This window comes from Betaproteobacteria bacterium (assembly GCA_016720925.1).
Taxonomy (GTDB): Bacteria; Pseudomonadota; Gammaproteobacteria; order Burkholderiales; family Usitatibacteraceae; genus UKL13-2.
Genome location: JADKJR010000001.1, coordinates 714,914 through 737,716, shown reverse-complemented (window position 1 = coordinate 737,716; position 22,803 = coordinate 714,914). Strand labels below are relative to the sequence as shown.

The window sequence follows — 22,803 nt, the reverse complement described above, 5'->3', positions numbered from 1 at the left end:
ACCGGGTATGCCAGTTACAATGGATGATGCACGCCAGCCCGACGCCCTATGCCAATTTGACTCCGGATGTCATCCTCGATGCGGTCGAGAACACCGGCTATCTCGCCGACGGACGCATGCTGGCGCTCAACAGTTACGAGAACCGCGTCTACCAGATCGGCATCGAGGAAGCGACGCCGGTGATCGCCAAGTTCTACCGGCCGGGCCGCTGGAGCGATGCGCAGATTCTTGAGGAACACGCCTACACGCTGGAACTGGCGGAGCGCGAGATCCCGGTGATTTCGCCGCTCATCATCGGCGGCAAAACATTGCATGAATTCGCCGGTTACCGTTTCAGTCTCAGCCCCCGCCGCGGCGGACGCGCGCCGGAACTCGACAATCCCGAGGTGCTGGAATGGCTGGGACGATTTCTGGGCCGCATTCACGCCGTCGGCGCCACGCAGCCCTTCATTCATCGTCCCGCGCACAATATTGCGAGCTTCGGCGAGGCTCCTCGCGACTGGCTCATGCAAAGCGATTTCATTCCGATCGATTTGCGCGCCGTCTGGGCCAGCGTGGCCGACCAGGCGCTCGATGGTGTGCGTGTGTGCTACCAGCGCGCCGGCGACATCGCCAACATTCGCCTGCACGGCGACTGCCATGCCGGCAATGTGCTCTACACCGACGATGGCCCGCACTTCGTCGATTTCGATGATTGCCGCACGGGGCCGGTGATGCAGGATCTGTGGATGCTGTTATCGGGCACGCGCGAAGAAATGACGCGGCAACTGCGCGACGTGCTGGAAGGCTACGCGGACTTCGCCGACTTCGACCGGCGCCAGTTGCATCTGCTGGAAGCGTTGCGCACGCTTCGGTTGATTCACTACTCGGCGTGGCTGGCCCAGCGCTGGGACGATCCGGCCTTTCCGCTGGCCTTTCCGTGGTTCAATACGCAGCGTTACTGGCAGGACCGGATTCTGGAATTACGTGAGCAGGTTTCGGCGATGGAGGAAGGGCCGCTGCATTTGTAATATGGCGAGTACCACATGACATCATTGCGCGCTGCACGTCCGGCCACAATGCAAACTACATCTCCTCGATGAACTTGGGACTCATCAGCGATGCCTCAGACCGGCCACGCGGCTCCTTTTGGGCCATGATTTCCTGCACCATCTGCAACGCCGTCTTCTCGCACGGCGGCAAATCGATATCGGTGGTGGCGATCGGCGTGACCCGCGAACCCCAGCGAATCAGGTGAGCGGACATGGTCAGGCCTCCGCCGAAGGCCGGGATCAGCACCAGTGAACCGGGTTTGACGCGCCCCGCTTCCAGGGCTTCCACCAGCGCAACCGGCGCGGTCGCGGCACTCATATTGCCGTACTTGTGAATGGTGAGGAACACCTTGTCCATCGATGCGCCGGCGCGTTTGGCGACGGCTTCGAGAATGCGAAGATTCGCCTGATGGGGGACAATCACTTCAATGTCATCGATGGTCACACCCGCCTGCCGCATGACGTCGAGGCTGCCTTCGCCCATGCCGGTGACCGCCTTCTTGAAAATTTCCTGGCCGTCGAAATCCCAGCGCGTATCGCCGAGCTGGGTGCCAAGGTTGGCGTATATCCCGCCCATGCCGCGAACTCGCAAGGATTGGCGTGAGTCGGCAAGGCATTGAAGTTTTTGGGCGATGACACCTTCTTCGTTTTCGCTCGCCTCGAATACGCAGGCCGCCGCGCCATCGCCAAACAGTACGGCCACATTGCGATTATGCCAATCCATGTATTGCGAAATGTTCTCGACGCCGATGACCAGAACCTTCTTCGCGGCGCCCGACTTGATAAACGCGGTCGCCGTCGACATGCCGTAGAGAAAGCTGGTGCAGGCGGTATTCACATCCATCGCCGCCGCTTTGTGCGCGCCGAGCCGCACTTGAACGCCCGATGCGGAATTGGGGACATGTTCGTCAAAACTGCAGCTGCCGTAAATGATGAGATCAAGGTCATCGGGCTGGATACCCGCGCAGGCGAGCGCCCGTGCCGACGCAACGTACGCCAGTTCGATCGCCGGGACATGTGTGATGCGCCGTTCCTTCATGCCGGTGCGGCTGACGATCCAGTGATCATCGGTCGGCAGAAAAGTCGACAGGTCCGCATTGGTGAGTATGGCGGGTGGCAGGCATTTGCCCCAACCGGTGATCGCAGCGTAGGTCATATCAATAATCCCCGAATCCGAGTGCCGATGGTTGTCGTGCTTTGTTCGCGCTTCGTTGAGTAGCCCGGGAGCGCTTTCGTGAAATTGCAGGTGCGAGCATTGTCGCGCAAAAAAAGGCTTCGTGGGCGAATCAGCACTCCACCAATCGCACCGACACCGTGATCGCCAGCCCCCCCAGCGACGTTTCCTTGTATTTGCTCTGCATATCCGCTCCGGTCCGGCGCATGGTCTCGATCGCCTGATCGAGGCTCACCATGTGCGAGCCGTCACCGAGCATCGCCAGTGAACATGCATTGATTGCTTTGACCGCGCCCATGGCATTGCGTTCGATACACGGAATCTGCACCAGTCCGCCGATGGGATCACAAGTCATGCCGAGATGATGTTCGAGCGCGATCTCGGCGGCATTTTCAATCTGTTCATTGCTGGCGCCGAGTGCCGCCGCGAGGCCACCCGCCGCCATCGCCGCGGCCGAGCCGACCTCGCCTTGGCAACCGACCTCCGCGCCGGAGATAGAAGCGTTGCGTTTGCACAGCGCGCCGATTGCGGCGGCCGCCAGCACAAAGCGGGTGATGCCTGCGTCATCCGCATCGCGAAAATCCTGGTAATAGCGCAGCACCGCCGGCACCACCCCTGCCGCGCCATTGGTGGGTGCGGTCACTACCCGTCCGCCCGCCGCATTTTCCTCGTTGACCGCAATCGCATACACACTCACCCAGTTCATGGCACCCTCACTGACATGCGCGTCGGTCTTGTTGAGGCGCGCGGCGATGGCCTTGGCTCGGCGATTCACCTTGAGCCCGCCCGGCAGCATGCCGTCGGTACGCATGCCGCGATCGATGCACTCGAACATTACCTCTTTCATGCGCGCAATGAATTCGCGCGTGGCCGCCTCGCCGCGCAAGGCGATCTCGTTTTCCATCAACAGTTCGTGCATGGGCCGGTTCGCCAATTTCGCCAGCTCCAGCAATTCGTCCATGGTTTCGAAGTGAAAGGGAACGCGTTTTTCCACGCCGCGTGGACTGCCGACAAACGCCTCATCGGTATCGACCACAAAGCCGCCGCCGATGGAATACATCTCGCGCTCCGCGATCAGTTTGCCCGCTGTATCGAACGCGGCGAAGCGCATGCCATTGGAATGCACCGGCAACAAGTCGACGCGGTTGAAGATCAGTTCGCGATCGCAATCGAAATGCACGCGCGCCTTGCCCAGCAGCAAAATCTCGCGCGACACGTGAATGTCATGCACGCGCTGGGCAACGGTGGTGGTATCGACGAAATCAGGCAACGCGCCCTCCAGCCCCAGCAAGATCGCCATGTCGGTGCCGTGCCCGTGGCCGGTGTGCGCAAGCGAGCCATACAATTCCACCTCGACGCGATGAATGCGCGCGAAATCGGCTTCCGGCATCTCGACCAGAAAGCGCCGCGCCGCGCGCATGGGACCAACCGTGTGCGAACTGGACGGACCGATGCCGATTTTGAACATGTCGAACAGGCTGATGTACATGGCATTTTCCGGATTGAAGTGCGGGTAGCTTGCCACAAAGCCTGTGGACAATCGGGAAGCGTTGTAGGATCTTAAACACAAGCACTGGCGCGGCGTTCAGCGGGTTTTAGGCCCGCACACCTGCGCCAGTGCTTGTGTTTAATACTTCGCTACAGCCCGCGAAGCGAGGCGCTCTACATGGCGACGGCTTGACAGCTCGTTTCTCCGCTAAGCTGGCGCCATGAAATTTCGATACCTGCGTTGTACGTTCCTCCTGTCCGCCTTGCTGCTTGCCGGTTGCAGCAAGCCGCCGCAAGTCTCACCGCTCGGCAACAACGACGTGGTGGTGGCATTCGGCGACAGCCTCACCTTCGGCACCGGCGCGGCACCGGCGGAATCCTATCCCGCACAATTGCAATCGCTGGTTGGCCGCAAGGTGGTTAACGCCGGCGTGCCGGGAGAGGTCAGCGCCGATGGGTTGCAGCGATTGCCCGATGTGCTGGAAGAAACCAAGCCAAAACTGCTGATCCTGTGCCACGGCGGCAATGATTTCCTGCGCAAGCAAGGCGACGCGTCGGTAGCCGCCAACGTGCGCGCGATGATCAAGCTGGCACGAGGAAAAGGGATCGGTGTTGTGCTCATCGCTACGCCGAAGCCGGGCTTGTCGCTGTCCCCGCCTGATTTCTACGCCGACATCGCGAAAGAGTTTGCGATCCCGTTCAACGACGACGTGCTCAAAAGCATCCTGCGCGACAATGCGCTCAAATCCGACCTGATCCATCCCAACGCCAGGGGCTACGCGCAAATCGCCGAGGCCGTTGCCAAGTTGCTCAAAAAATCAGGCGCCGTTTAGTGGCCTACCCACGGCCCAGGCCCGCGATCATCCACAACCCGCTCGCCAGATAAATCACCCCTAACGTCATGATGGTCCACTGCGTCCACAGGCGAAAGTTGGCATCGGACATTTTGTCGAGCACGCGTCGGGAAAGCGTGGTGCCGGTGAACGCCAGCGCGACGCAGGCGACGATCAATGGCAATGACAATTCGGCGACAACGCTGTTGCGCATGCCGCCATTGGCGATGAATATGCTGATGCCGCCAAAATAGAAAATCTTGATGACGTGACCCAGTGTTTGCGACATGGCCTTGGTCGCGACTACGCCGCGCCGATCCAGCGCGGAACGCACAAAAAACACATCAAGCAACGGCCCGGACACGCCCGCGAGCAGTTGCAGGCCCGTGCAAACCGCACCGCACATCAGCGGCTGACCGCGATCATCCACATTCAGCGAGAGCCGCTTCGGCAGGACAACGCTCACAAAAGGTGTCAACCCCAGCAAAATATACGCAGCCGGCTTGCTGACGACAAACTGTACGACGAAAAAGGCTCCCAGCGCCATGAACGCGCCCAGCGCATAGCCGCGAAATACCCGCCAGTCCACGTGCGACCGCCACAGCCACGCACGCCAGCCGTTTGAGGTCAGTTGGGTGATACCGTGCAGCATCATCGCCGCCGGCAGCGGCAACAGCGCCAGCAGCACCCCCATCAGGATCATGCCGCCGGCCATGCCGAGAATGCCGGAAATGAAGGACGTAACCAGCACCGCGACGGCGATGCAGGCGAAAATCAGGATGGAAGGCATACGAACAGGAAAGTGAATCTGCGGACATGATAACGGCGATCGATCGGCGCCACGCAATCGCACCTGCCGCGCACGTGCAACGCGCGCGACTTGCCCGACGTACCAAACGGCCCGATATGGGGCAAACTAGCAACTTGCAGTCATTTGCAGTCATATCCACCCGCACGAGAAAGACCAAGTCCATGAAGAAAATATTTGCTTTTTCCCTGATTGCTGCCCTCTTTATCTTCCCGGTTCTGCAAACGGCGGCGTTTGCCCAAGTGACACAACCCGTTAAGGAGGTCCGGAAAATCAAGATCGGTGTGGACAGCGCGTATCCACCATTCAGCCAGATCGCCGACGGCAAGCCTGTCGGCTTTGATATCGACATTGCGCATGCGCTTTGCGAACAGATGAAGGCGGAATGCACATTCGTGCAACTGGATTTCGACAGCATGATCCCCGCATTGCATGACAAGAGAATCGATGCCGTCATCGCCTCGATGTCGATCACCGACGAGCGCGAAAAGGTTGTTGCCTTTTCCGACAAATATCACCGTACACCGGCTCGCTTCGTGGTCCGGAAAGCCAGCGGCCTCACGGTGTCGGCAGCCGGCCTCAAGGGCAAGCGCATTGGCGTCGCACGCGGCACGGCGCATGACCGTTTTGCGGCCGATACATTCAAGGAATCCACCATCGTACGTTTTGCGAAGCCTGACGAAATATTCGTCGAGCTCGCGGCGGGTCGAATTGATGGCGCCTTCATGGACGGCGTTGCCGCTTCGGAAGGCTTTCTGAAAAAACCGCTGGGCAAGGACTTTGAATTGCTCGGGCCGAATTTTATCGATCCACTGGTGTTTGGCGCCGGCGCGGGTATCACCCTGCGAAAAGGCGAGGCGTCGTTGCGCAACGCCTTCAATACGGCCATCAAATCGATTCAGAGCAATGGCATCTACAAGAAAATCCAGAACAAGTATTTCGATTTCGACATATCCGGAACCTGCGCGAGCGGATCGGATTGCGGTGCCGCGACAAAAGCGCCCACCGTAAGGTAGGTCTCGACAATCTGCTTACGGCGTAACGATCGCAGCATCGTTACGCCGGCGCCAGCGCAACGCGCCAAAAAAACTGGTCATTATGCAAACCATTGAACATCCCCTGCTTTCGACCTACGTCGGCACCCATCGCGAAATCGTCAGCTTTCACTATGGCAATGGAAAACCAGGGCAAAAGATCTACATCCAGGCATCGCTGCACGCCGATGAGTTGCCCGGCATGCTGGTCGCGCATCACCTGCGCGAGCGATTTGCCGAGTTGGAAGCGGCGGGGAAAATCACCGGTGAAATCGTGGTGGTTCCGGTGGCCAATCCAATTGGGCTCTCGCAAACCTTGCTGCACAGCCAGATCGGCCGATTCGAAATGGCGACCGGTGAAAACTTCAACCGCCACTATCCGGCGATGTATCCGGCCATTGTTGACCGCGTCGAACCAAGGTTGACCGTGAGCGGCGAATCCAACGCACGCGTGGTGCGCGAAGCCATGCTGGCCGAACTTGATGCGCTGGTCCCGCATACCGAACTTGAAAGCATGCGGCGCGTCCTGATGCGCCTGTCGTGCGATGCCGATGTGGTGCTGGACCTGCACTGCGACACCGACGCGGTATTGCACCTGTACACCGGCACGCCGCTATGGCCGCAGTGCGAGCCGCTTGCGCGTTATCTTGGCGCCTACGCGACATTGCTGGCGACCGAGAGCGGCGACAATCCCTTCGACGAGGCCTGTTCGCAGACCTGGTGGCAGTTGGCGGATCACTTCAAGGGCCGTTTTCCAATTCCGATGGCGTGTCTTTCCGTCACCGTGGAATTGCGCAGCCAGACCGATGTGAACCACGCGCTCGCGAAGCAAGACGCCGAGAACATCATTGCCTTCCTCATCCATCGTGGCGTGATTGATGGCGGCGGCAGTAACGCGGCGACGCCGCTTCCGGACCTCAAATATCCGGCCACGCCGCTCGCGGGCGCGGAGACCATCAAGTCGCCCGTCAGCGGTGTGCTGGTGTTCCTGAAAGCACCCGGTGACTGGATTCAAGCGGGCGACGCAGTTGCCGAAGTCATCAATCCGCTCACGGCCGAAGTCTGCACGCTGGTAAGCCATACCGATGGCGTCATGTACGCGCGGGAGAATCGCTATTTTGCCAGCGCCGACATGCGGCTCGCCAAGGTGGCCGGGGCCAAGGCATTTCGCACCGGAAAGTTGCTGGGCGCCTGACGATCTGTGCGAAGACGCACAAACGGCCGCCCGTTGACTATCTGTGAAAACGCATCGGCATTCCCATTCTAAAAATTAGTCAAAGTCAAGCATTGACGCGGCTTTTCCGATACTTTTGTCATGGAGCCCGCACCAATGCTAGTGTTTGTATAGCGCCGAAGCATCACGCGCGCGCCGCCTCACCCGCATAAAATATCGTTCACCCGCATGCTGCTTCAGGAGAAATCAATGCCGCAAAACGCTCAGCCGGTTACCCGTTCTACCTTCGACGAGGTGATGGTGCCCACGTACGCACCCGGCAGTTTCATTCCCGTGCGCGGGAAGGGTTCGCGCGTCTGGGACCAGGCGGGCCGCGAGTATCTCGACCTCGCCGGCGGCATCGCGGTCAGCTCGCTCGGCCATGCGCACCCGGCTGCCGTCAATGCGCTGACCGAGCAGGCCGGCAAGCTTTGGCATGTCGCCAATGTGCTGGCCAACGAGCCCGCCATTCGTCTCGCGCAACGATTGTGTGAACTCACGTTCGCCGAGCGCGTCTTCTTTGCCAACTCCGGCGCCGAGGCCAACGAAGCCGCGCTGAAGCTCGCCCGCAAAGTCGCCTGTGATCACCATCCGCGCGCCGGTTCCGCCGAGCACCAACTCGGAAAGCGACAAGAACGAGATCATTTCTTTCCATGATTCATTCCATGGCCGCACCCTGTTCACCGTGACCGTCGGCGGACAGGCCAAATACACGCAAGGCTACGGGCCACTGCCAGAGGGAATCACCCATCTGCCATTCAATGACCTCGCGGCGGTACGCAAACACATTTCCGCCAACACCTGCGCAGTCATCGTCGAACCGGTGCAGGGCGAAAGTGGCGTGCTGCCGGCCACACGCGAATTTCTCAAAGGCCTGCGCGAACTTTGCGATCAACATGAAGCGTTGCTGATTTTTGACGAAGTGCAATCCGGCGCCGGCCGTACCGGCCCGCTGTATGCCTACATGGATTGCGGCGTGACACCGGACATTCTCACGTCCGCCAAGGGACTCGGTGGCGGCTTTCCCATCGGCGCCATGCTGACCACGGAGAAAATTGCCAGAAGCTTCACCGTCGGCGCCCACGGCAGCACTTATGGCGGCAATGCGCTCGGATGCGCGGTGGCGCTTGCGGTGCTCGACGTGATATCAACCGCGGAAACCCGCGCCAATATTGCGGCGCGCTCCGCGCAGTTGTCGGCCGGTCTTCACGCGCTCAACCAGAAACATCACCTGTTCACCGACATTCGCGCCAGCGGCCTGTGGTTTGGCTGCGAGCTGATTCCCGCGTGGCACGGGCGCGCCAAGGAATTCGTGAAGATGTCGGAAAAACACGGCCTGATGATTCTCGTCGCGGGCACCAACGTGATCCGGCTCGCGCCCTCCCTGCTGATTACGGCCGAAGATGTGGACCTGGGCTTGCAGCGCTTCGATGCGGTGATTGGCGAGATGCTGGCAAGCGAGGCAACTGCTGTATCCGTCAAGCAGACTGTGCAACCTTCATGATGATCATCCGTCCGATCACCAGTGCCGACTTGCCTGCGCTGTTACAGCTCATCAAGTCAGCCGGGGTTGGACTGACGACCTTGCCTTCAAGTGAAGCGGCACTTTCGCTGCGTATCGAAGCTTCCAATGCATCGTTTGCCGGGACGGCGCAGAAAGCCGATGAGCTGTTCCTGTTCGTGCTGGAAGACACGTTGACGAGGCGCGTGGTCGGCACCTGCGGTCTTGCGACTGCCGTTGGGCTGCGCCAGGCGTGGTACTCGTATCGGGTGGGCCTCGCCGTGCATGCCTCGCAGGAACTGGGAGTATTCACGCAAACGCAAACACTATTTCTCAGCAACGATCACACGGGGCACAGTGAACTTTGCTCACTGTTCCTGGCGCCAGAATACCGCCGGGATCGCAATGGGCATCTTCTGTCCAAATCGCGCTTTCTGTTCCTCGCGCAGCATCGCCAGCGATTCTCAAAAAAAATTATCGCTGAACTGCGCGGCGTGTCGGACGACAACGGCCAATCGCCGTTCTGGGAGAGCCTTGGCCGGCGATTTTTTTCCATGGAGTTTTCGCAGGCGGATTACCTGACCGGCATTGGCAAGAAATCATTTGTCGCCGAGTTGATGCCAAAACATCCGCTGTACACTTCGTTCCTTTCGCCCGAGGCGCAGGCGGCGATCGGCCAGACGCATCCGCAAACGATTCCGGCCCGGCGCATGCTGGAAGGTGAGGGCTTTCGATATGAAGGCTACGTGGATATTTTCGATGCTGGCCCGACCGTCGAGTGCGATCTGGATGACGTAAATGCGGTCGCGCACAGCTGCGGGTTCGAAGCAGTGGTGAGCAATCTCGCGCCAGCCGTCGATGCAGTGATATATCTGGTCTCCAACATCGGGTTTGGAAATTTCCGCGCGGCACTGGTCGCCGCAGCGCCAGTGGCTGACAGGTTTCCACTCGGTGCCGATACAGCAGCTGCATTGAATATCCACGCGGGCGACGAAATACGCGCCGTCCCACTTTCCGTCGGCGACCGACATTAGTCCATCATGCAGGGTAGGCAAGTTCATATGACACAGCACTGGATTGGCGGCCACTGGATTGCCGGCGACGGTCCGCAATGGGCTTCAAGGAACCCTGTTACGCAGGAGATGGTGTGGCAGGGTCACGCCGCGTCGGCGGCAATGGTGGACACGGCAATCAACGCAGCACGCGCGGCTTTCCCGACGTGGGCAAATCTCGATGTCGATACGCGCGTGGGATATCTCAAGGAATTTACGCGCCTGCTCGGCGAACACAAGTCCGAACTCGCCCATACCATTGGTTTCGAAACCGGCAAACCGCTGTGGGAAGCCGCCACCGAAGTTGCCACCATGATCGGCAAGATCGACATTTCGATTCGCGCGTTTCAGGAGCGCACTGGCGCACGCAGCACACCGCAGGCTGATCACACCGCGGTGCTGCGGCATCGCCCGCATGGCGTCGTCGCCGTGTTCGGCCCCTACAATTTTCCTGGACATTTGCCGAATGGCCATATCGTTCCCGCACTCATCGCCGGCAACTGCGTGATATTCAAGCCGAGCGAGCTGGCGCCCGGAAGCGCCGAAGCCACCGTGAAGCTTTGGGAGCAGGCAGGATTGCCGCCCGGCGTGCTCAATCTGCTGCAAGGAGGGAAGGATACGGGGATTGCACTCGCAGGACACTCCGGCATCGATGGCCTGTTCTTTACCGGCAGTTCGCAAACCGGCGCGCATCTGCATCAGCAATTCGCCGCGCAGCCGCAGAAAATCCTCGCGCTGGAAATGGGCGGCAACAATCCGCTGGTGGTGGGCGAAAATAGGAATCTCGACGCCACGATTCATCACATCATCCAGTCGGCGTTCATTTCGGCCGGGCAGCGCTGCACCTGTGCGCGGCGCCTGATCGTGCCTGTCGGTCAAGAGGGTGATCGCGTGATCGAGCGACTGGTCGAGGTTTCCGCGCGTTTGAAGGTGGGACATTTCGACGACGCCGATCCGCCATTCATGGGCGCGGTGATTTCCGTGAGTGCCGCGGAAAAACTATTGCGTGCACAGAATGCGCTGTTGCAGTGCGGCGCCATTTCATTACTTGAAATGAAAACGCTCAAAGCCGGCACCGCGCTGCTTTCCCCCGGCATTCTCGATGTCACCAACGTGGTGGACCTGCCGGATGAAGAACATTTCGGGCCGCTTCTGCAGGTCACCCGCTACAAGACATTCAGCGACGCGCTCTCTATCGCCAACAATACGCGTTATGGACTCGCCGCCGGGTTGCTGTCCGAAAACGCGGATGAATACTCGACCTTTCTGCGCCATATACGCGCCGGCATTGTGAACTGGAATCGGCCACTCACGGGCGCCTCAAGCGCGGCTCCGTTTGGCGGCATCGGTGCCAGCGGCAATCATCGCGCCAGCGCGTACTACGCCGCGGACTATTGCGCCTATCCGCAGGCGTCACTGGAAGCGGCCACGCTGACGCTGCCGGAAAAACTCAGTCCGGGCCTGGTACTGTGACGGCCATGCGCGCACTCGAAGCCAACTTCGACGGACTGGTCGGCCCCACGCACAACTACAGCGGGCTTTCCTTCGGCAATATTGCGTCAAAAAGCAACCAGGGCGCCATCGCAAACCCCAAACTTGCCGCGCTGCAAGGTCTGACGAAAATGAAAACGCTGGCCGACATGGGATTCAAGCAAGGCGTGCTGCCACCGCAGGAACGTCCGTGCATGGCCACTTTGCGTGTGCTGGGATTTGGCGGCAGCGATGCGGAGGTCATTCGCGCCGCAATCCGCCAATCGCCATTGGTGTATTCAAGCGCGCTGTCGGCATCGAGCATGTGGTCCGCCAACGCGGCCACCGTGAGTCCCGGCGCGAATACGTCCGATGGCCGCGTGCATTTCACGCCTGCCAATCTCAACAACAAGTTCCATCGTGCCATCGAGCATCCGCAGACATCACGTACCTTGCAGGCGATATTTCGCGATGAAAAATATTTTGCCCATCATCCGGCGTTGCCGGGCTGCCCGCAATTCGGCGACGAAGGGGCGGCCAATCACACGCGCTTCTGCCGTGAGTACGGCGAGCCCGGCGTGGAGTTCTTCGTCTTCGGCGCGAGTGGTTTCAACACGTCCGCGCCCAGGCCGGAAAAGTTTCCCGCCAGACAGACGCTGGAAGCCTCGCAAGCCATCGTGCGATTGCATGGGCTCGATGAAGCGAACGTGGTCTTTGCGCAGCAGAGTCCCGATGTGATCGACGCCGGCGTGTTTCACAACGATGTGATCGCCGTGGGCAATCGCAATGTGCTGTTTTGCCACGAACTCGCGTTTGTCGACCAGGCCAAAGTGCTGAATGAAATCGCCAGCAGACTCGACGGTGAATTAATTGCCGTGCAGGTTTCCGCGAACGACGTAAGCGTGGAAGATGCCGTGCAGTCGTATCTGTTCAACAGCCAACTCTTGAGTCGCGCGACGACGCCGTGTTGCTGCTGATACCGGAAGAGTGTCGTCGCAATGACCGGTATGGGCATATTTGCAGAAACTGCTCGCACAAAAATCACCGATTCGTGAAGTGCTGGTGATGGACCTGCGCGAAAGCATGCGCAATGGTGGCGGGCCTGCATGCTTGCGTCTGCGCGTGGAACTCAGTGAGCTGGGGCTTGCCGCGGTCAATCCGGCAGTGCTGATGGATGACGCGCTTTACGACCATCTGACCGCATGGGTGGAGAGACACTATCGTGATCGATTGGACGAAGCGACCTGGGTGATCCGGCACTACTGGCTGAATGCCGGACGGCATTGGATGAGCTGACGCAAATCCTTGCGCTGGGTTCCATCTACCCCTTCCAGCTGGGCTAACTAAAACGTTGGGTTTGTGGTTCAAAGCTCGGAAGATTGGTGCATCCGGTTCCAGCTTTGGTTGGGGGGGGATGGGGGGGGGGCGTGTCGCTCTTCTGCGGAAAGAAAGATCGCCATCTGGCGAGGCTTTCCAGTCATAAATGGCCCGAACGCCGCGCCAGTGCTTGACTTTATCTAGCCGCTCACCGCTGACAAATTAAGCCCGCACGACTGCCCGGCGCGACAACTTTGCTTTCCCCACCCACCGGTAAAAGCCCTGCTTGGCCAATTCGACAATAACGAGATAGACCACCACCATGCCGCCAAGAATCAAATAGAACCTGGCAGGTGGCGGCACAAAACCAAAATGCAATCCGATTGGGGTATAGGGCAACAGCACGGCGATCGCCACGACCGCGAGCGAGGTTGCCACCAGCACCGGATGGGCGCGGCTCTTCAGCGGATTGCCGCGGGTGCGGATGATGAAGATCACCAGCACTTGCGTGCATAGCGATTCAACAAACCAGCCGGTCTGAAACAGTTTTTCGTCGGCCTCCAACACCACCAGCATCACGTAGAAGGTCAGGAAATCGAAAAGGAGCTGATCGGCCCGATCACCAGCATGAAGTTGCGGATGAAATCGAGATCGAGCACCCGCGGGTGGCGAATCTCCACGTCATCCACTTTGTCCAGTGGAATCGGCACCTCCGAGATGTCATAGAGAATATTGTTGAGCAGGATTTGCGTGGGCAGCATCGGCAGGAAAGGCAGGAACAGCGACGCCCCGGCCATGCTGAACATGTTGCCGAAGTTCGAGCTGGTACCCATCATGATGTACTTCATGATGTTGCCGAAGGTGCGTCGACCTTCCAGCACGCCCGCATGCAGCACATGCAAGTCCTGTTTCAGCAGAATCATGTCGGCCGCCTCCTTGGCGACATCCACGGCCGAATCCACCGACAGTCCAACGTCCGCCGCGTGCAGCGACGGCGCATCGTTGATGCCATCGCCGAGGTAGCCGACCACATGGCCGCGGGCTTTGAGCGCGCGGATCACGCGCTCCTTCTGTGCAGGATTCACGCGGCAGAACAGGTTCACCGATTCAACGCGCGCCTGTAGCGCGTGATCATCCATCTCCGCGATCTCCTTGCCGATCAGCAGTCCCGTCACCGGAATTTTCAACTCGGTGCAGACATGTCGGGTCACCAGATCGCTATCGCCAGTGACGATTTTAATGTCGACGCCGACGCGATCGAGCGCGGCGAGTGCGGGGGCGGCGCTGGCCTTGGGCGGATCGAGGAAGGCGGCGAAACCGGCGAGCACCAGCTCGGCTTCGTCGCCGACCACGGCATGGGGATGATCCATCGGTACCTGCCGCCAGGCAATACCGAGCGCGCGAAAACCCTCTTCCTCCAGCGCGTGGTACAGGCCGCGAATGGTAACCAGCGCGGCATCGTCCAGCGGTCGCTGTCCTGCGGCGCCATCGGCTTCGTATTGCGTGCACAAGCCGACGATTTCATCCGGTGCGCCTTTCACCACCAGCCAGCGTGTCTCGCCGTTATCGATCAGCACCGAGACGCGACGTCGCTCGAAGTCAAACGGAACTTCGTCGATTTTCTTCCATGAGCCGGTATCGATGTGCTGGTGCGCAAGAATCGCTTCGTCGAGCGGACTTTTCAGGCCGGTCTCGAAGAAGCTGTTGAAATACGCCAACTCAAGGACGCGTTCGCTGGCATTGCCTTGCGCGTCTAAATGTTTTTCCAGGCGGATCTTTGCCTCAGTCAAGGTACCGGTCTTGTCGGTGCACAGCACATCCATCGAGCCCAGATCCTGGATGGCGGACAAGCGCTTGACGATCATGTGCTTTTTTGCCATGCGCATCGCGCCACGCGAAAGCGTGACCGAGATCACCATTGGCAGCAGTTCCGGCGTCAGTCCCACGGCGAGCGCCACGGCAAACAGGAAGGAATCCAGCCACGGCTTGTGGGAAAAGGCGTTCACCAGCAGCACGAACATCACCATCAGCACCGTGAGGCGCATGATCAGCATGCCAAAGCGGCGCGTGCCGAGTTCGAACGACGTTGGTTCCGACGGCCGGGAGATGCTGTCGGCAATGGCACCGATGGCCGTTTCCGCCCCTGTCTTCACCACCAGCATCCGCGCGCTGCCGCTGATCACCGAGGTGCCCATGAACACTGAGTTGGTTGCTTCCTGCAAGTCGGTGGCGGACTCTGGCAACTCGCCCGGTCGCTTTTCCACCGGGTACGATTCACCCGTCAACAGCGCCTGCTTGACGAAGAAATCGCTCGCCTCAAGCAATCGTCCGTCGGCGGCAATCAAATCGCCTGCCGACAGCACCACTACGTCGCCGGGAACCACTTGGCTGACAGGAACTTCCAGCGGCTTGCCATCGCGCAACACGATGGCTCGAAAGGAAACCGACTGGCGCAATTTTTCTGCCGCCGCGTTGGCGCGATATTCCTGCACGAAATCCAACGTGACGCTCAGCAGGACCATGCAGGTGATGATGATGAAGTTGGTCACTTCACCGGTGAACGCCGAGACCACGCTGGCGACGAGCAGGATGAGGACCAGCGGATTCCTGAAGCGCGTCAGGTATTGCAGCAGCAGCGATTTATCCAGACGTTCGCGAAACAGATTGGGCCCGAATTGCGCCAGCCGCGCCTTGGCATCTTTGGCCGACAGGCCGTTGGCAAGCGAGGCATGGTCGGACTGCTCGGCAGACAACGGCTCAAGCCACCAGGGCCTGTGCGTTGACGCAATCGGCATTTCAACTGCTCCCGGCTAAACCGGCGTGAGCATCGGCAAGATTGCCGGCCAAAGCAAGTAGCACAGCGAGAATCGATTTGCGAAGCACACTATCTCCGTCAAACAACACTATTCATCTATCAAGTATATGCCTTGCCGCACACTTGGCGCTTGACTGGTGCACATAGTCGTCACCTTGACCAACAAAACACGGTTGCGCGATCGCAATACGCTGCGCGCCCGAACGGCATAGAATGAATTTACGAATACCAAACGCTTCAGGCCATAGCGTCGGAGGAAGAAATGAAAATTGCGCATCTGATTGCCGTGGCGGTCGTGTGTATTTCAATGGCGCCTCCCACACAGGCAGAACCCGGCGTTTCGGCGAATGAAATACTCATCGGCCAGGACATTGATATGTCCGGCACCATCGCGGCGCGCATGAAACCGCTGGTGCAAGCGGCGGACGCTTATTTCGATCAAGTCAACCGGCGCGGCGGAGTTCACGGCAGAAAGATAAAGGTTATCCGTCTCGACAATGCCAACAAGCCAGACAAAACCAAAGAGAACGTCAAACAACTCGTCGAGAAGAACGGTGTGTTCGCGATGTGGGGGATCTCCGGGACGGGCAATGTCGGGGCAGCGCTGCCGTACCTGAATGAGAAACGGGTACCGCTTATCGGCACCACCTCGGGCGCCGAGACGTTCTACGGCAAGACTCACCCATATCTGATTAACATCAAGGCAAGCTATGCTGACGAGATAAATCGTCTCGCCACCCACTTCAAGGCGCTGGGCATCCAGAAGATTGGCCTGATCTATCTCGACAACGGCTTCGGCCGCGAAGCGCTGAAATCGGCACAGAGCGCGGCGGCGGAGCAGAAACTCGACGTGGTCGGCATATCGCCATTCAAGGAAGACGGGACGAATATCGAGCAAGCCGTACTGCCGATTGCCGCGGCCAAACCGCAAGCAGTATTTCTGCTCACGCTGGCCGGGCCGGCGCCGAAGCTGGTCGAAGCCTATTTGAAGACAGGTGACAAGACACAGTTTTTCGCGCTGTCCATTGTCGCCACCGACGTACTGTTCAAGGCCATTGGCGATAACGCGCGCGGCATTGTCGTCACGCAAGTCGTGCCCTTCCCCTGGGATGGCAGCATGCCGATCTCCCGGGAGTTTCAGGAATTAATGAAGTCCATCAATGTCACGGATTACTCCATGTCCGGCATGGAGGGCTACGTCCTGGCCAGAACGCTGGTGGAAGGTTTGCGCGCCGCCGGCAAGAACCCCACGCGCGATGGACTCATTGCGGCCTACGAGGGTATGCGCGACAAGGATCTCGGTGGCATGAGGCTTAGTTACTCGCCAGAGGATCACAACGGCAGCACGCTGGTGGATATCACTATGATCGGCAAAGGCGGCAAGCTTGTACGCTAGCAGCCAGCTTCGCTCATTTCCGCGTTCGCCTTCGTCAATGGAAATGACAAACCCAAGCATTGGCGCGCCTCTTCAGCCATAATGTCGCCACAGGCCGCGCCAGCGCTAGAGTTTTTCACTTGCGCCGCGCCCAGATGAATTTGGCAACCCGGCAGGGCGAATTCGGTGGCCCGCAACGATGGCCTACTCAGGGCGGTCGCGCGCTACCAGCACGAGATATTCTTCGCGCGTTCCACCGGCAATCGGTTTGGCCATTACGCGGATGACATTGGTCCGCGCCCCCATTGCAACGCCGCTGCGTTTGCGAACTTCGCGATAGCCCGCTTTCTCCCAGAACCGCTCGGCCCGCGCGTTACCTTCCACCACGCCGAGCCGAAGCCACAGTGCGCCGTGGCCACGCATCCATGATTCAAGCTGCGCATACATTGCATTTGCGGCGCCACTACCGTGCAATTCCCTTCTTCTCGCCCCGGTGGCTGACCGGTGACCGCAAGAAAGTACTCGGGATTGGCATCGAAAAATTCCTGCAAAGCCGGGATGTCTTGCGCGTGCAACTCGATGGCGCGGAGGGCGCCCGAACCAAAGATCGGTGCATGGTCCAAACGTCTGCTCATCGACGCACCTGCGTGTCGACAATTTGGACTGTTTCGCTGAACTCAATTCGCGTCATCGCGGTCCCATCACGGTCCATTGCCTTCGACACCGCCATTCTACCCACGCGAAACGGAAAAAAGCGCCACGCAATCAAGCGGTCACGTTCGCGAAATTGCAGAGCAATCCCCTATCATGTCGGCATGCCTACCGACGCACAGAAAATACTTCATTCCGTTTTCGGCTACCCCGCCTTTCGCGGCGAACAGGAAGCCATTGTTAACCACCTGATTGCCGGCGGCGACGCCTTGGTGCTGATGCCGACCGGCGGTGGCAAATCGCTGTGCTTTCAGATTCCGGCACTGGTACGCGAGGGTACCGCCATCGTGGTATCGCCACTGATCGCGCTGATGCAGGATCAAGTGGAAACGCTGCAGCAGCTCGGTGTGAAAGCCGCCTTCCTCAATTCGACGATGGATGCCCGCGCCTCGAACGCGATGGAGAAATCGCTGTTGAACGGTGAGCTGGATTTGCTCTATGTGGCGCCGGAGCGCCTGCTGACGCCACGCTTCATCGACCTGCTCGAACGCACCAGGATTGCCTTGTTCGCCATCGACGAAGCGCACTGCGTTTCGCAATGGGGGCACGATTTCCGTCCCGAATATCGGCAGCTGACGATCCTGCACGAACAATTTCCCAATGTTCCCCGTATAGCATTGACCGCGACGGCGGACGTGCCGACCCGCAACGAAATCATTGAGCGCCTGGCGCTGGAAGATGCGCGCCGCTTCGTCGCCAGTTTTGATCGGCCAAATATTCGCTACCGCATCGTCGAGAAGAACGAGCCGCGCCAGCAGCTGGCCGAATTTCTTGCCGGGCGCAAGGAGGATGCGGGAATCGTCTATTGCCTGTCGCGCAAGAAGGTTGAGGAGACCGCGACTTTTCTCGCGGCAAGGGGATTTGACGCCCTGCCCTACCACGCCGGGCTGGATGCGGGCACGCGCGCCGCCAATCAAAAACGTTTTCTGCAGGAAGAAGGCGTCGTGATGGTCGCTACCATCGCCTTTGGCATGGGCATCGATAAATCAAATGTGCGTTTCGTCGTGCATATGGATTTGCCGAAGAGCATGGAGGGCTATTATCAGGAAACTGGCCGCGCCGGGCGAGACGGGCTGCCGTCGGAAGCATGGATGACCTACGGCATGGCCGATGTGGTGATGCTGCGGCAGATGGTCGATGGCTCGGACGCGGGCGAAGAACGCAAACGGCTGGAGCGGCAAAAGCTCGATGCATTGCTCGGCTTCTGTGAATCGACGCGCTGCCGGCGGCAAACACTGCTCGAATATTTTGGCGAAAAACGACCCAATCCCTGTGGCAATTGCGATAACTGTCTCGACCCGCCGGAAACGTGGGATGGCACGACGGCGGCGCGGAAAGCCCTCTCGTGCGTGTATCGCACCGGTCAGCGATTCGGCGTTGTTCATCTGGTCGATGTGCTGTTGGGAAAGAAGACAGAACGCGTTCAGCAATTCTGTCACGACCGCCTGCCCACGTTTGGCGTGGGAGCGGACTTGTCCGAGCTGCAATGGAAAGGCGTGTTTCGCCAATTGGCCGCGACCGGCTTGTTGAGCGTGGATCTGGAAGGCTTCGGCGGACTCAAGCTCACGGCCGCCAGCAAGGCAGTGCTCAAGGGCGAACAGCCCGTGACCTTGCGATTGCAGACCGCGAAGAACGCGAAGAAATCACGGCGCGATCCGGCCGTGCGCAGTGCCGAAACCAACGACATTTCCCCGCAGCAAGAGGCGCTGTGGCAGGCGCTGCGTGAAGCGCGCTTGCGCCTCGCCCGCGAGCAAGGCGTGCCGCCATACGTGATTTTCCACGATGCCACCCTGCGGGAAATGATCTTGCAGCGCCCACAGAGCCTGCGGGAATTTGGCACGATCAGCGGCGTGGGTGAACGCAAGCTGGAGAAATACGGCGAAGCGTTTTTGAGTGTGCTGATGGAGCATGCCTAGCCGACGGCCGAGTCACGTCGGACTAACAGACATCGCGTACACTGACCGCTGAAGACAACTCGAAAGAAACATCATGCAACAAACCGAAACCCGCATCATCACCGAATACATCGAACTCAACCAGCTGCTGAAGATATGCGGGCTTGCGACCAGTGGCGGCGAGGGTGGCGCGCTGGTGACACAGGGCAATGTCCACGTTGATGGACAACCTGAATTGCGCAAGCGTTGCAAGATCCGGCCGGGACAGGTCGTGCAACTGGGTGATGTTCGCATCACTGTGTTGGCGGCGGACCCCGCAGAAATCGCCGCGAAAGCAGAGGCGCGCGTAGAAGTAGCGCGTGCCAAAGCCGCCAAGAAGAAAGCCGAAAAATCTCCGCCGGGTGTGTGGTCCGCGGCGGGAGCCAAGACAGGCGCCAAGCCCGGCGCGAAAGTCCGCGTGAAGACCGGTGCTAGGGTCGCCCCAAAGGTCGGCGCACCATCTGGCGTCAAATCGAAAAAGAAATCCAACGTGTTCGCCGACAAGGCAGAAGCGCATCGGCGCAATCGCAAGACTTGATTCGTCGCCGACGATCAGCGGGTCATGGCGCGATGCGGATTTTCTTCCGCGGCGAGCCGCAGGATGTACGACGAAAATTCCGGGTCTTCCCCGCGTAGCAGGGTCGGCAAACGCTTGAGAAAATCTTCGCGCCGGCACCAGTCGCGCATGTAGTCGTCCCAGGAGTTCCAGCGTCGCGCCCTCTCGCCCGACATGTTCGGCGCATAGGCGACCAGATATGCGCGCTCGAACAGCGAGATCAGCATGTCGAAAATGACCAGCATGCGCTCTTCCTGCTCCGTGGTCAGGTTGGCGTTCGGTGCATTGCCGCGCAGATGGAGGTCCGCATTGTCAAGCACCACCTTGAGGAAATCGTTGTAGGCATCCGCCAGCAACTGGTACTCGGCTTCCTCTTCGTTGTTGCGCTCACGGCGTTGCTCCCACAAAAAAACCGCGATCGCCACCGGCAGGCCAATCACCGTGACGACGAAACTCAAAAGTTCCCAAGTATCTTTGCTTCCCATGACGATATGGTAACGCGCCGGCAGCGCTGCACGCGTAAAATGAATGCTCTGCATCAACAACACGGGAATCATCATGAAAAAAACCGATCTGGAAAAAGCCAAGGGCCTGAAGCTTGCCGGCAACATGAAACTCAATGGAATCCCGGATCGTTTCGGCAAGGACGCTGGCGCGCTGGTGGACAAGCGCGAACAGCGGAAACGCGATCAGGAACTCGGTTTGATTCCGTTTGCCGTCAAGCTGCATGGCGATCTCATCAAGCAAATCAAGGCGCTCGCCGAAAAACAGGAAAAGTCGCTGAATGACATCACGGCGGAACTGCTCACCAAGGGCCTCGCCAAAAAATAATGGCGCTAAATAATGGCGCTTAAAGCGACGGTCCACAAAGTCGAGCTCAGCGTGTCGGACATGGATCGCGGCTACTATGCCAGCCATTCATTGACCCTGGCGCGGCATCCCTCCGAAACCAGCGAGCGCATGATGGTGCGCTTGCTGGCATTCGCGATGTACGCCGATGCGACGCTCGCGTATGGGCGCGGTCTGTCCGCCGATGACGAGCCCGCGCTCTGGAAAAAAGATCTCACCGGCAATATTGAATGCTGGATCGATGTCGGCCTGCCGGACGAGCGCGAACTACGCAAAGCCTGCGGTCGCGCGCGGCGCGTGGTGTTGCTCGCTTACGGCGGCCGCGGCGTGGGAATCTGGTGGAACGCCAATCAGGGCGCGCTGGAACGGCTCACCAATCTGGATATTCTCGATATTCCGGTCGAAGCAACGCAGGCCATGGCGTCTCTGGCGGATCGCAATATGCAGATCAACGCGACCTTGCAAGACGGACATATCTGGATGGGGAATGCGGAGCAGACAGTGCTGGTGGAGCCGGTCGCGTTAAAGCGCGTGATGGCAAAGTAAGCTACGCAACGCCTCACGCGGGCTTGCGAATTTGATCATTAACTTACTGATCTCTACTTGGCCGTAACCGCCACGGGCCGCACCGCAATCGGCACATTGCACAACTCGATATGCCCCGCCGGGACCTTGTACCAGGTCCCGCCGCGATTCCTTAACGCTTCCACCAGCGACGTGAACAGCGGAGTATCCGTCCGAATCACTGCAAGATTCGTGCGTTCGCCGGCCGGCCCATCCCCCGCGACCCGAACCGATTTGATCGGCACGCGCTGCTCGGCCCTTTCGGAAAAGCCAAGCGCGCCCGTTCCGCGCGGCAACGTCGATAACAAGGACATGCCCAGCACCACGCGCCCCAGCAATGTGATATTGCGATCCAGATGGCGTGGCGCGTGGCCGGTGACGGCGTACAGTTCCGCGCCACTGCCGCTGGTTTCCGCATTGTCGCGTCCCGCGCCCACCATGCCGTAGCAATGCGCGAGCCACGTTTGTCCGGTCTTCGGATTGCGCCCGACCGGAAAGCCATTTGAGAAACCGACTTGCGGCGCATAACCATCGATATCCGGCAAGGGCGTAAACGCCAGTTTGCCGTCGATGGCGCGGGTGAATTCCGGCGCCAGGCTGCGCTTGCCCTGCTTCATCGGCCGCGGATTCTTCTCGTCGGGATCAGCCCATTGCGCGACATAGTTGTCCTGCGAGCGAACGATTGCCAGTCCATCAAAATAACCCTCGCGTGCGAGCGCGCGAAGGTTGGCGGCGTGAGCCGGCGCGTAAGCAGCGGAAATCTCGATCACCACCCGACCCGAGGGCAGATCCATGTAAAGCGTATTTTCCAGATCCAGCGCGCGCCATTCACCGGGCTTGGATGCGGCCAACAGTTCGGAATAGGAGAACGTCGGTTTTGCGACCAGCGCCTGTGCGTGCACGGTGCCTGGCACTGTTGCCACCGCCCACATGGCAACCGTCAGCACGCTCAATGCGCGCTGTGTCCTCACTCTGAATACGCCTGCGCGGCCCATCTTCCTAAATCCAATCATGGCGTTTCCGTCCCTTGTTTGGCGCGGCAAATTACATCGTTCGCGCGATGCAGCAGTATATCCAG

The 22,803-nt window shown here is 59.5% G+C and carries 16 protein-coding genes and 4 pseudogenes; 13 read left to right on the top strand and 7 right to left on the bottom strand.

Annotated features, from left to right (window positions below; genetic code table 11):
* Positions 1-23 precede the first annotated feature (23 nt).
* Positions 24-1,010, top strand: coding sequence for a serine/threonine protein kinase (locus IPP88_03485; protein MBL0121815.1), 987 nt, complete (start codon positions 24-26; stop codon positions 1,008-1,010).
* A 55-nt stretch (positions 1,011-1,065) separates the two neighbouring features.
* On the opposite strand, the gene IPP88_03480 is transcribed toward IPP88_03485, so the two are convergent.
* Together IPP88_03480 and IPP88_03475 are read right to left on the bottom strand one after the other, a co-directional pair.
* Positions 1,066-2,187 carry a ketoacyl-ACP synthase III gene (locus IPP88_03480; protein ID MBL0121814.1) on the bottom strand — a complete coding sequence of 374 codons (1,122 nt, stop codon included), beginning with the start codon at positions 2,185-2,187 and terminating at the stop codon, positions 1,066-1,068.
* Between the two features lie 130 nt (positions 2,188-2,317).
* Positions 2,318-3,694, bottom strand: a complete 1,377-nt coding sequence (locus IPP88_03475) for an L-serine ammonia-lyase (protein MBL0121813.1) — start codon at positions 3,692-3,694, stop codon at positions 2,318-2,320.
* Positions 3,695-3,914: 220 nt separating this feature from the next.
* On the opposite strand from IPP88_03475, the gene IPP88_03470 reads away from it, so the two are divergent.
* Positions 3,915-4,526, top strand: coding sequence for an arylesterase (locus tag IPP88_03470; protein ID MBL0121812.1), 612 nt, complete (start codon positions 3,915-3,917; stop codon positions 4,524-4,526).
* Positions 4,527-4,530: 4 nt separating this feature from the next.
* Here the strand turns inward: IPP88_03470 and IPP88_03465 are convergent, their stop codons facing one another.
* The gene (locus tag IPP88_03465) at positions 4,531-5,316 is read right to left on the bottom strand and encodes a TSUP family transporter (protein MBL0121811.1); all 786 of its coding nucleotides are present in this window, start codon (positions 5,314-5,316) and stop codon (positions 4,531-4,533) included.
* 182 nt (positions 5,317-5,498) lie between these two features.
* On the opposite strand from IPP88_03465, the gene IPP88_03460 reads away from it, so the two are divergent.
* The 6 genes and pseudogenes from IPP88_03460 to astB all read left to right on the top strand — a co-directional run bounded on the left by IPP88_03460 (position 5,499) and on the right by astB (position 12,947).
* The gene (locus tag IPP88_03460) at positions 5,499-6,350 is read left to right on the top strand and encodes a transporter substrate-binding domain-containing protein (protein MBL0121810.1); all 852 of its coding nucleotides are present in this window, start codon (positions 5,499-5,501) and stop codon (positions 6,348-6,350) included.
* An 82-nt stretch (positions 6,351-6,432) separates the two neighbouring features.
* On the top strand, positions 6,433-7,563 hold the full coding sequence (locus IPP88_03455; GenBank protein MBL0121809.1) for a succinylglutamate desuccinylase/aspartoacylase family protein: 1,131 nt from the start codon (positions 6,433-6,435) through the stop codon (positions 7,561-7,563).
* Positions 7,564-7,791: 228 nt separating this feature from the next.
* Positions 7,792-9,085, top strand: a pseudogene (locus tag IPP88_03450) (aspartate aminotransferase family protein).
* Entirely contained in the window at positions 9,082-10,116 is a 1,035-nt protein-coding gene (astA, locus tag IPP88_03445) for an arginine N-succinyltransferase (GenBank protein MBL0121808.1), read from the top strand. Before IPP88_03450 ends, astA begins: the two are co-directional and overlap by 4 nt.
* 27 nt (positions 10,117-10,143) lie before the next feature.
* The gene (gene astD, locus IPP88_03440; GenBank protein ID MBL0121807.1) at positions 10,144-11,607 is read left to right on the top strand and encodes a succinylglutamate-semialdehyde dehydrogenase; all 1,464 of its coding nucleotides are present in this window, start codon (positions 10,144-10,146) and stop codon (positions 11,605-11,607) included.
* Positions 11,608-11,612: 5 nt separating this feature from the next.
* Positions 11,613-12,947, top strand: a pseudogene (gene astB, locus IPP88_03435) (N-succinylarginine dihydrolase).
* 196 nt (positions 12,948-13,143) lie between these two features.
* Here the strand turns inward: astB and mgtA are convergent.
* Positions 13,144-15,716: pseudogene (gene mgtA / locus IPP88_03430) on the bottom strand (magnesium-translocating P-type ATPase).
* A 282-nt stretch (positions 15,717-15,998) separates the two neighbouring features.
* Here mgtA and IPP88_03425 point away from each other — a divergent pair.
* Entirely contained in the window at positions 15,999-17,132 is a 1,134-nt protein-coding gene (locus IPP88_03425) for an ABC transporter substrate-binding protein (protein ID MBL0121806.1), read from the top strand.
* 183 nt (positions 17,133-17,315) lie between these two features.
* On the opposite strand, the pseudogene IPP88_03420 reads toward IPP88_03425, so the two are convergent.
* A pseudogene (locus IPP88_03420) lies at positions 17,316-17,746 on the bottom strand (hypothetical protein).
* A 180-nt stretch (positions 17,747-17,926) separates the two neighbouring features.
* Here IPP88_03420 and recQ point away from each other — a divergent pair.
* Together recQ and IPP88_03410 are read left to right on the top strand one after the other, a co-directional pair.
* The gene (gene recQ / locus IPP88_03415) at positions 17,927-19,738 is read left to right on the top strand and encodes a DNA helicase RecQ (protein MBL0121805.1); all 1,812 of its coding nucleotides are present in this window, start codon (positions 17,927-17,929) and stop codon (positions 19,736-19,738) included.
* A 73-nt stretch (positions 19,739-19,811) separates the two neighbouring features.
* Positions 19,812-20,294, top strand: coding sequence for an RNA-binding S4 domain-containing protein (locus IPP88_03410; GenBank protein ID MBL0121804.1), 483 nt, complete (start codon positions 19,812-19,814; stop codon positions 20,292-20,294).
* A 14-nt stretch (positions 20,295-20,308) separates the two neighbouring features.
* On the opposite strand, the gene IPP88_03405 is transcribed toward IPP88_03410, so the two are convergent.
* A complete protein-coding gene (locus IPP88_03405; protein MBL0121803.1) occupies positions 20,309-20,797 on the bottom strand; it encodes a hypothetical protein in 489 nt (162 codons plus the stop codon).
* A 73-nt stretch (positions 20,798-20,870) separates the two neighbouring features.
* Between IPP88_03405 and IPP88_03400 the strand changes: the two genes are divergently transcribed.
* The gene (locus IPP88_03400) at positions 20,871-21,143 is read left to right on the top strand and encodes a hypothetical protein (GenBank protein ID MBL0121802.1); all 273 of its coding nucleotides are present in this window, start codon (positions 20,871-20,873) and stop codon (positions 21,141-21,143) included.
* 12 nt (positions 21,144-21,155) lie between these two features.
* The gene (locus tag IPP88_03395) at positions 21,156-21,707 is read left to right on the top strand and encodes a YaeQ family protein (GenBank protein MBL0121801.1); all 552 of its coding nucleotides are present in this window, start codon (positions 21,156-21,158) and stop codon (positions 21,705-21,707) included.
* Between the two features lie 53 nt (positions 21,708-21,760).
* Here the strand turns inward: IPP88_03395 and IPP88_03390 are convergent, their stop codons facing one another.
* On the bottom strand, positions 21,761-22,657 hold the full coding sequence (locus tag IPP88_03390; protein ID MBL0121800.1) for a peptidylprolyl isomerase: 897 nt from the start codon (positions 22,655-22,657) through the stop codon (positions 21,761-21,763).
* Positions 22,658-22,803: the final 146 nt, after the last annotated feature.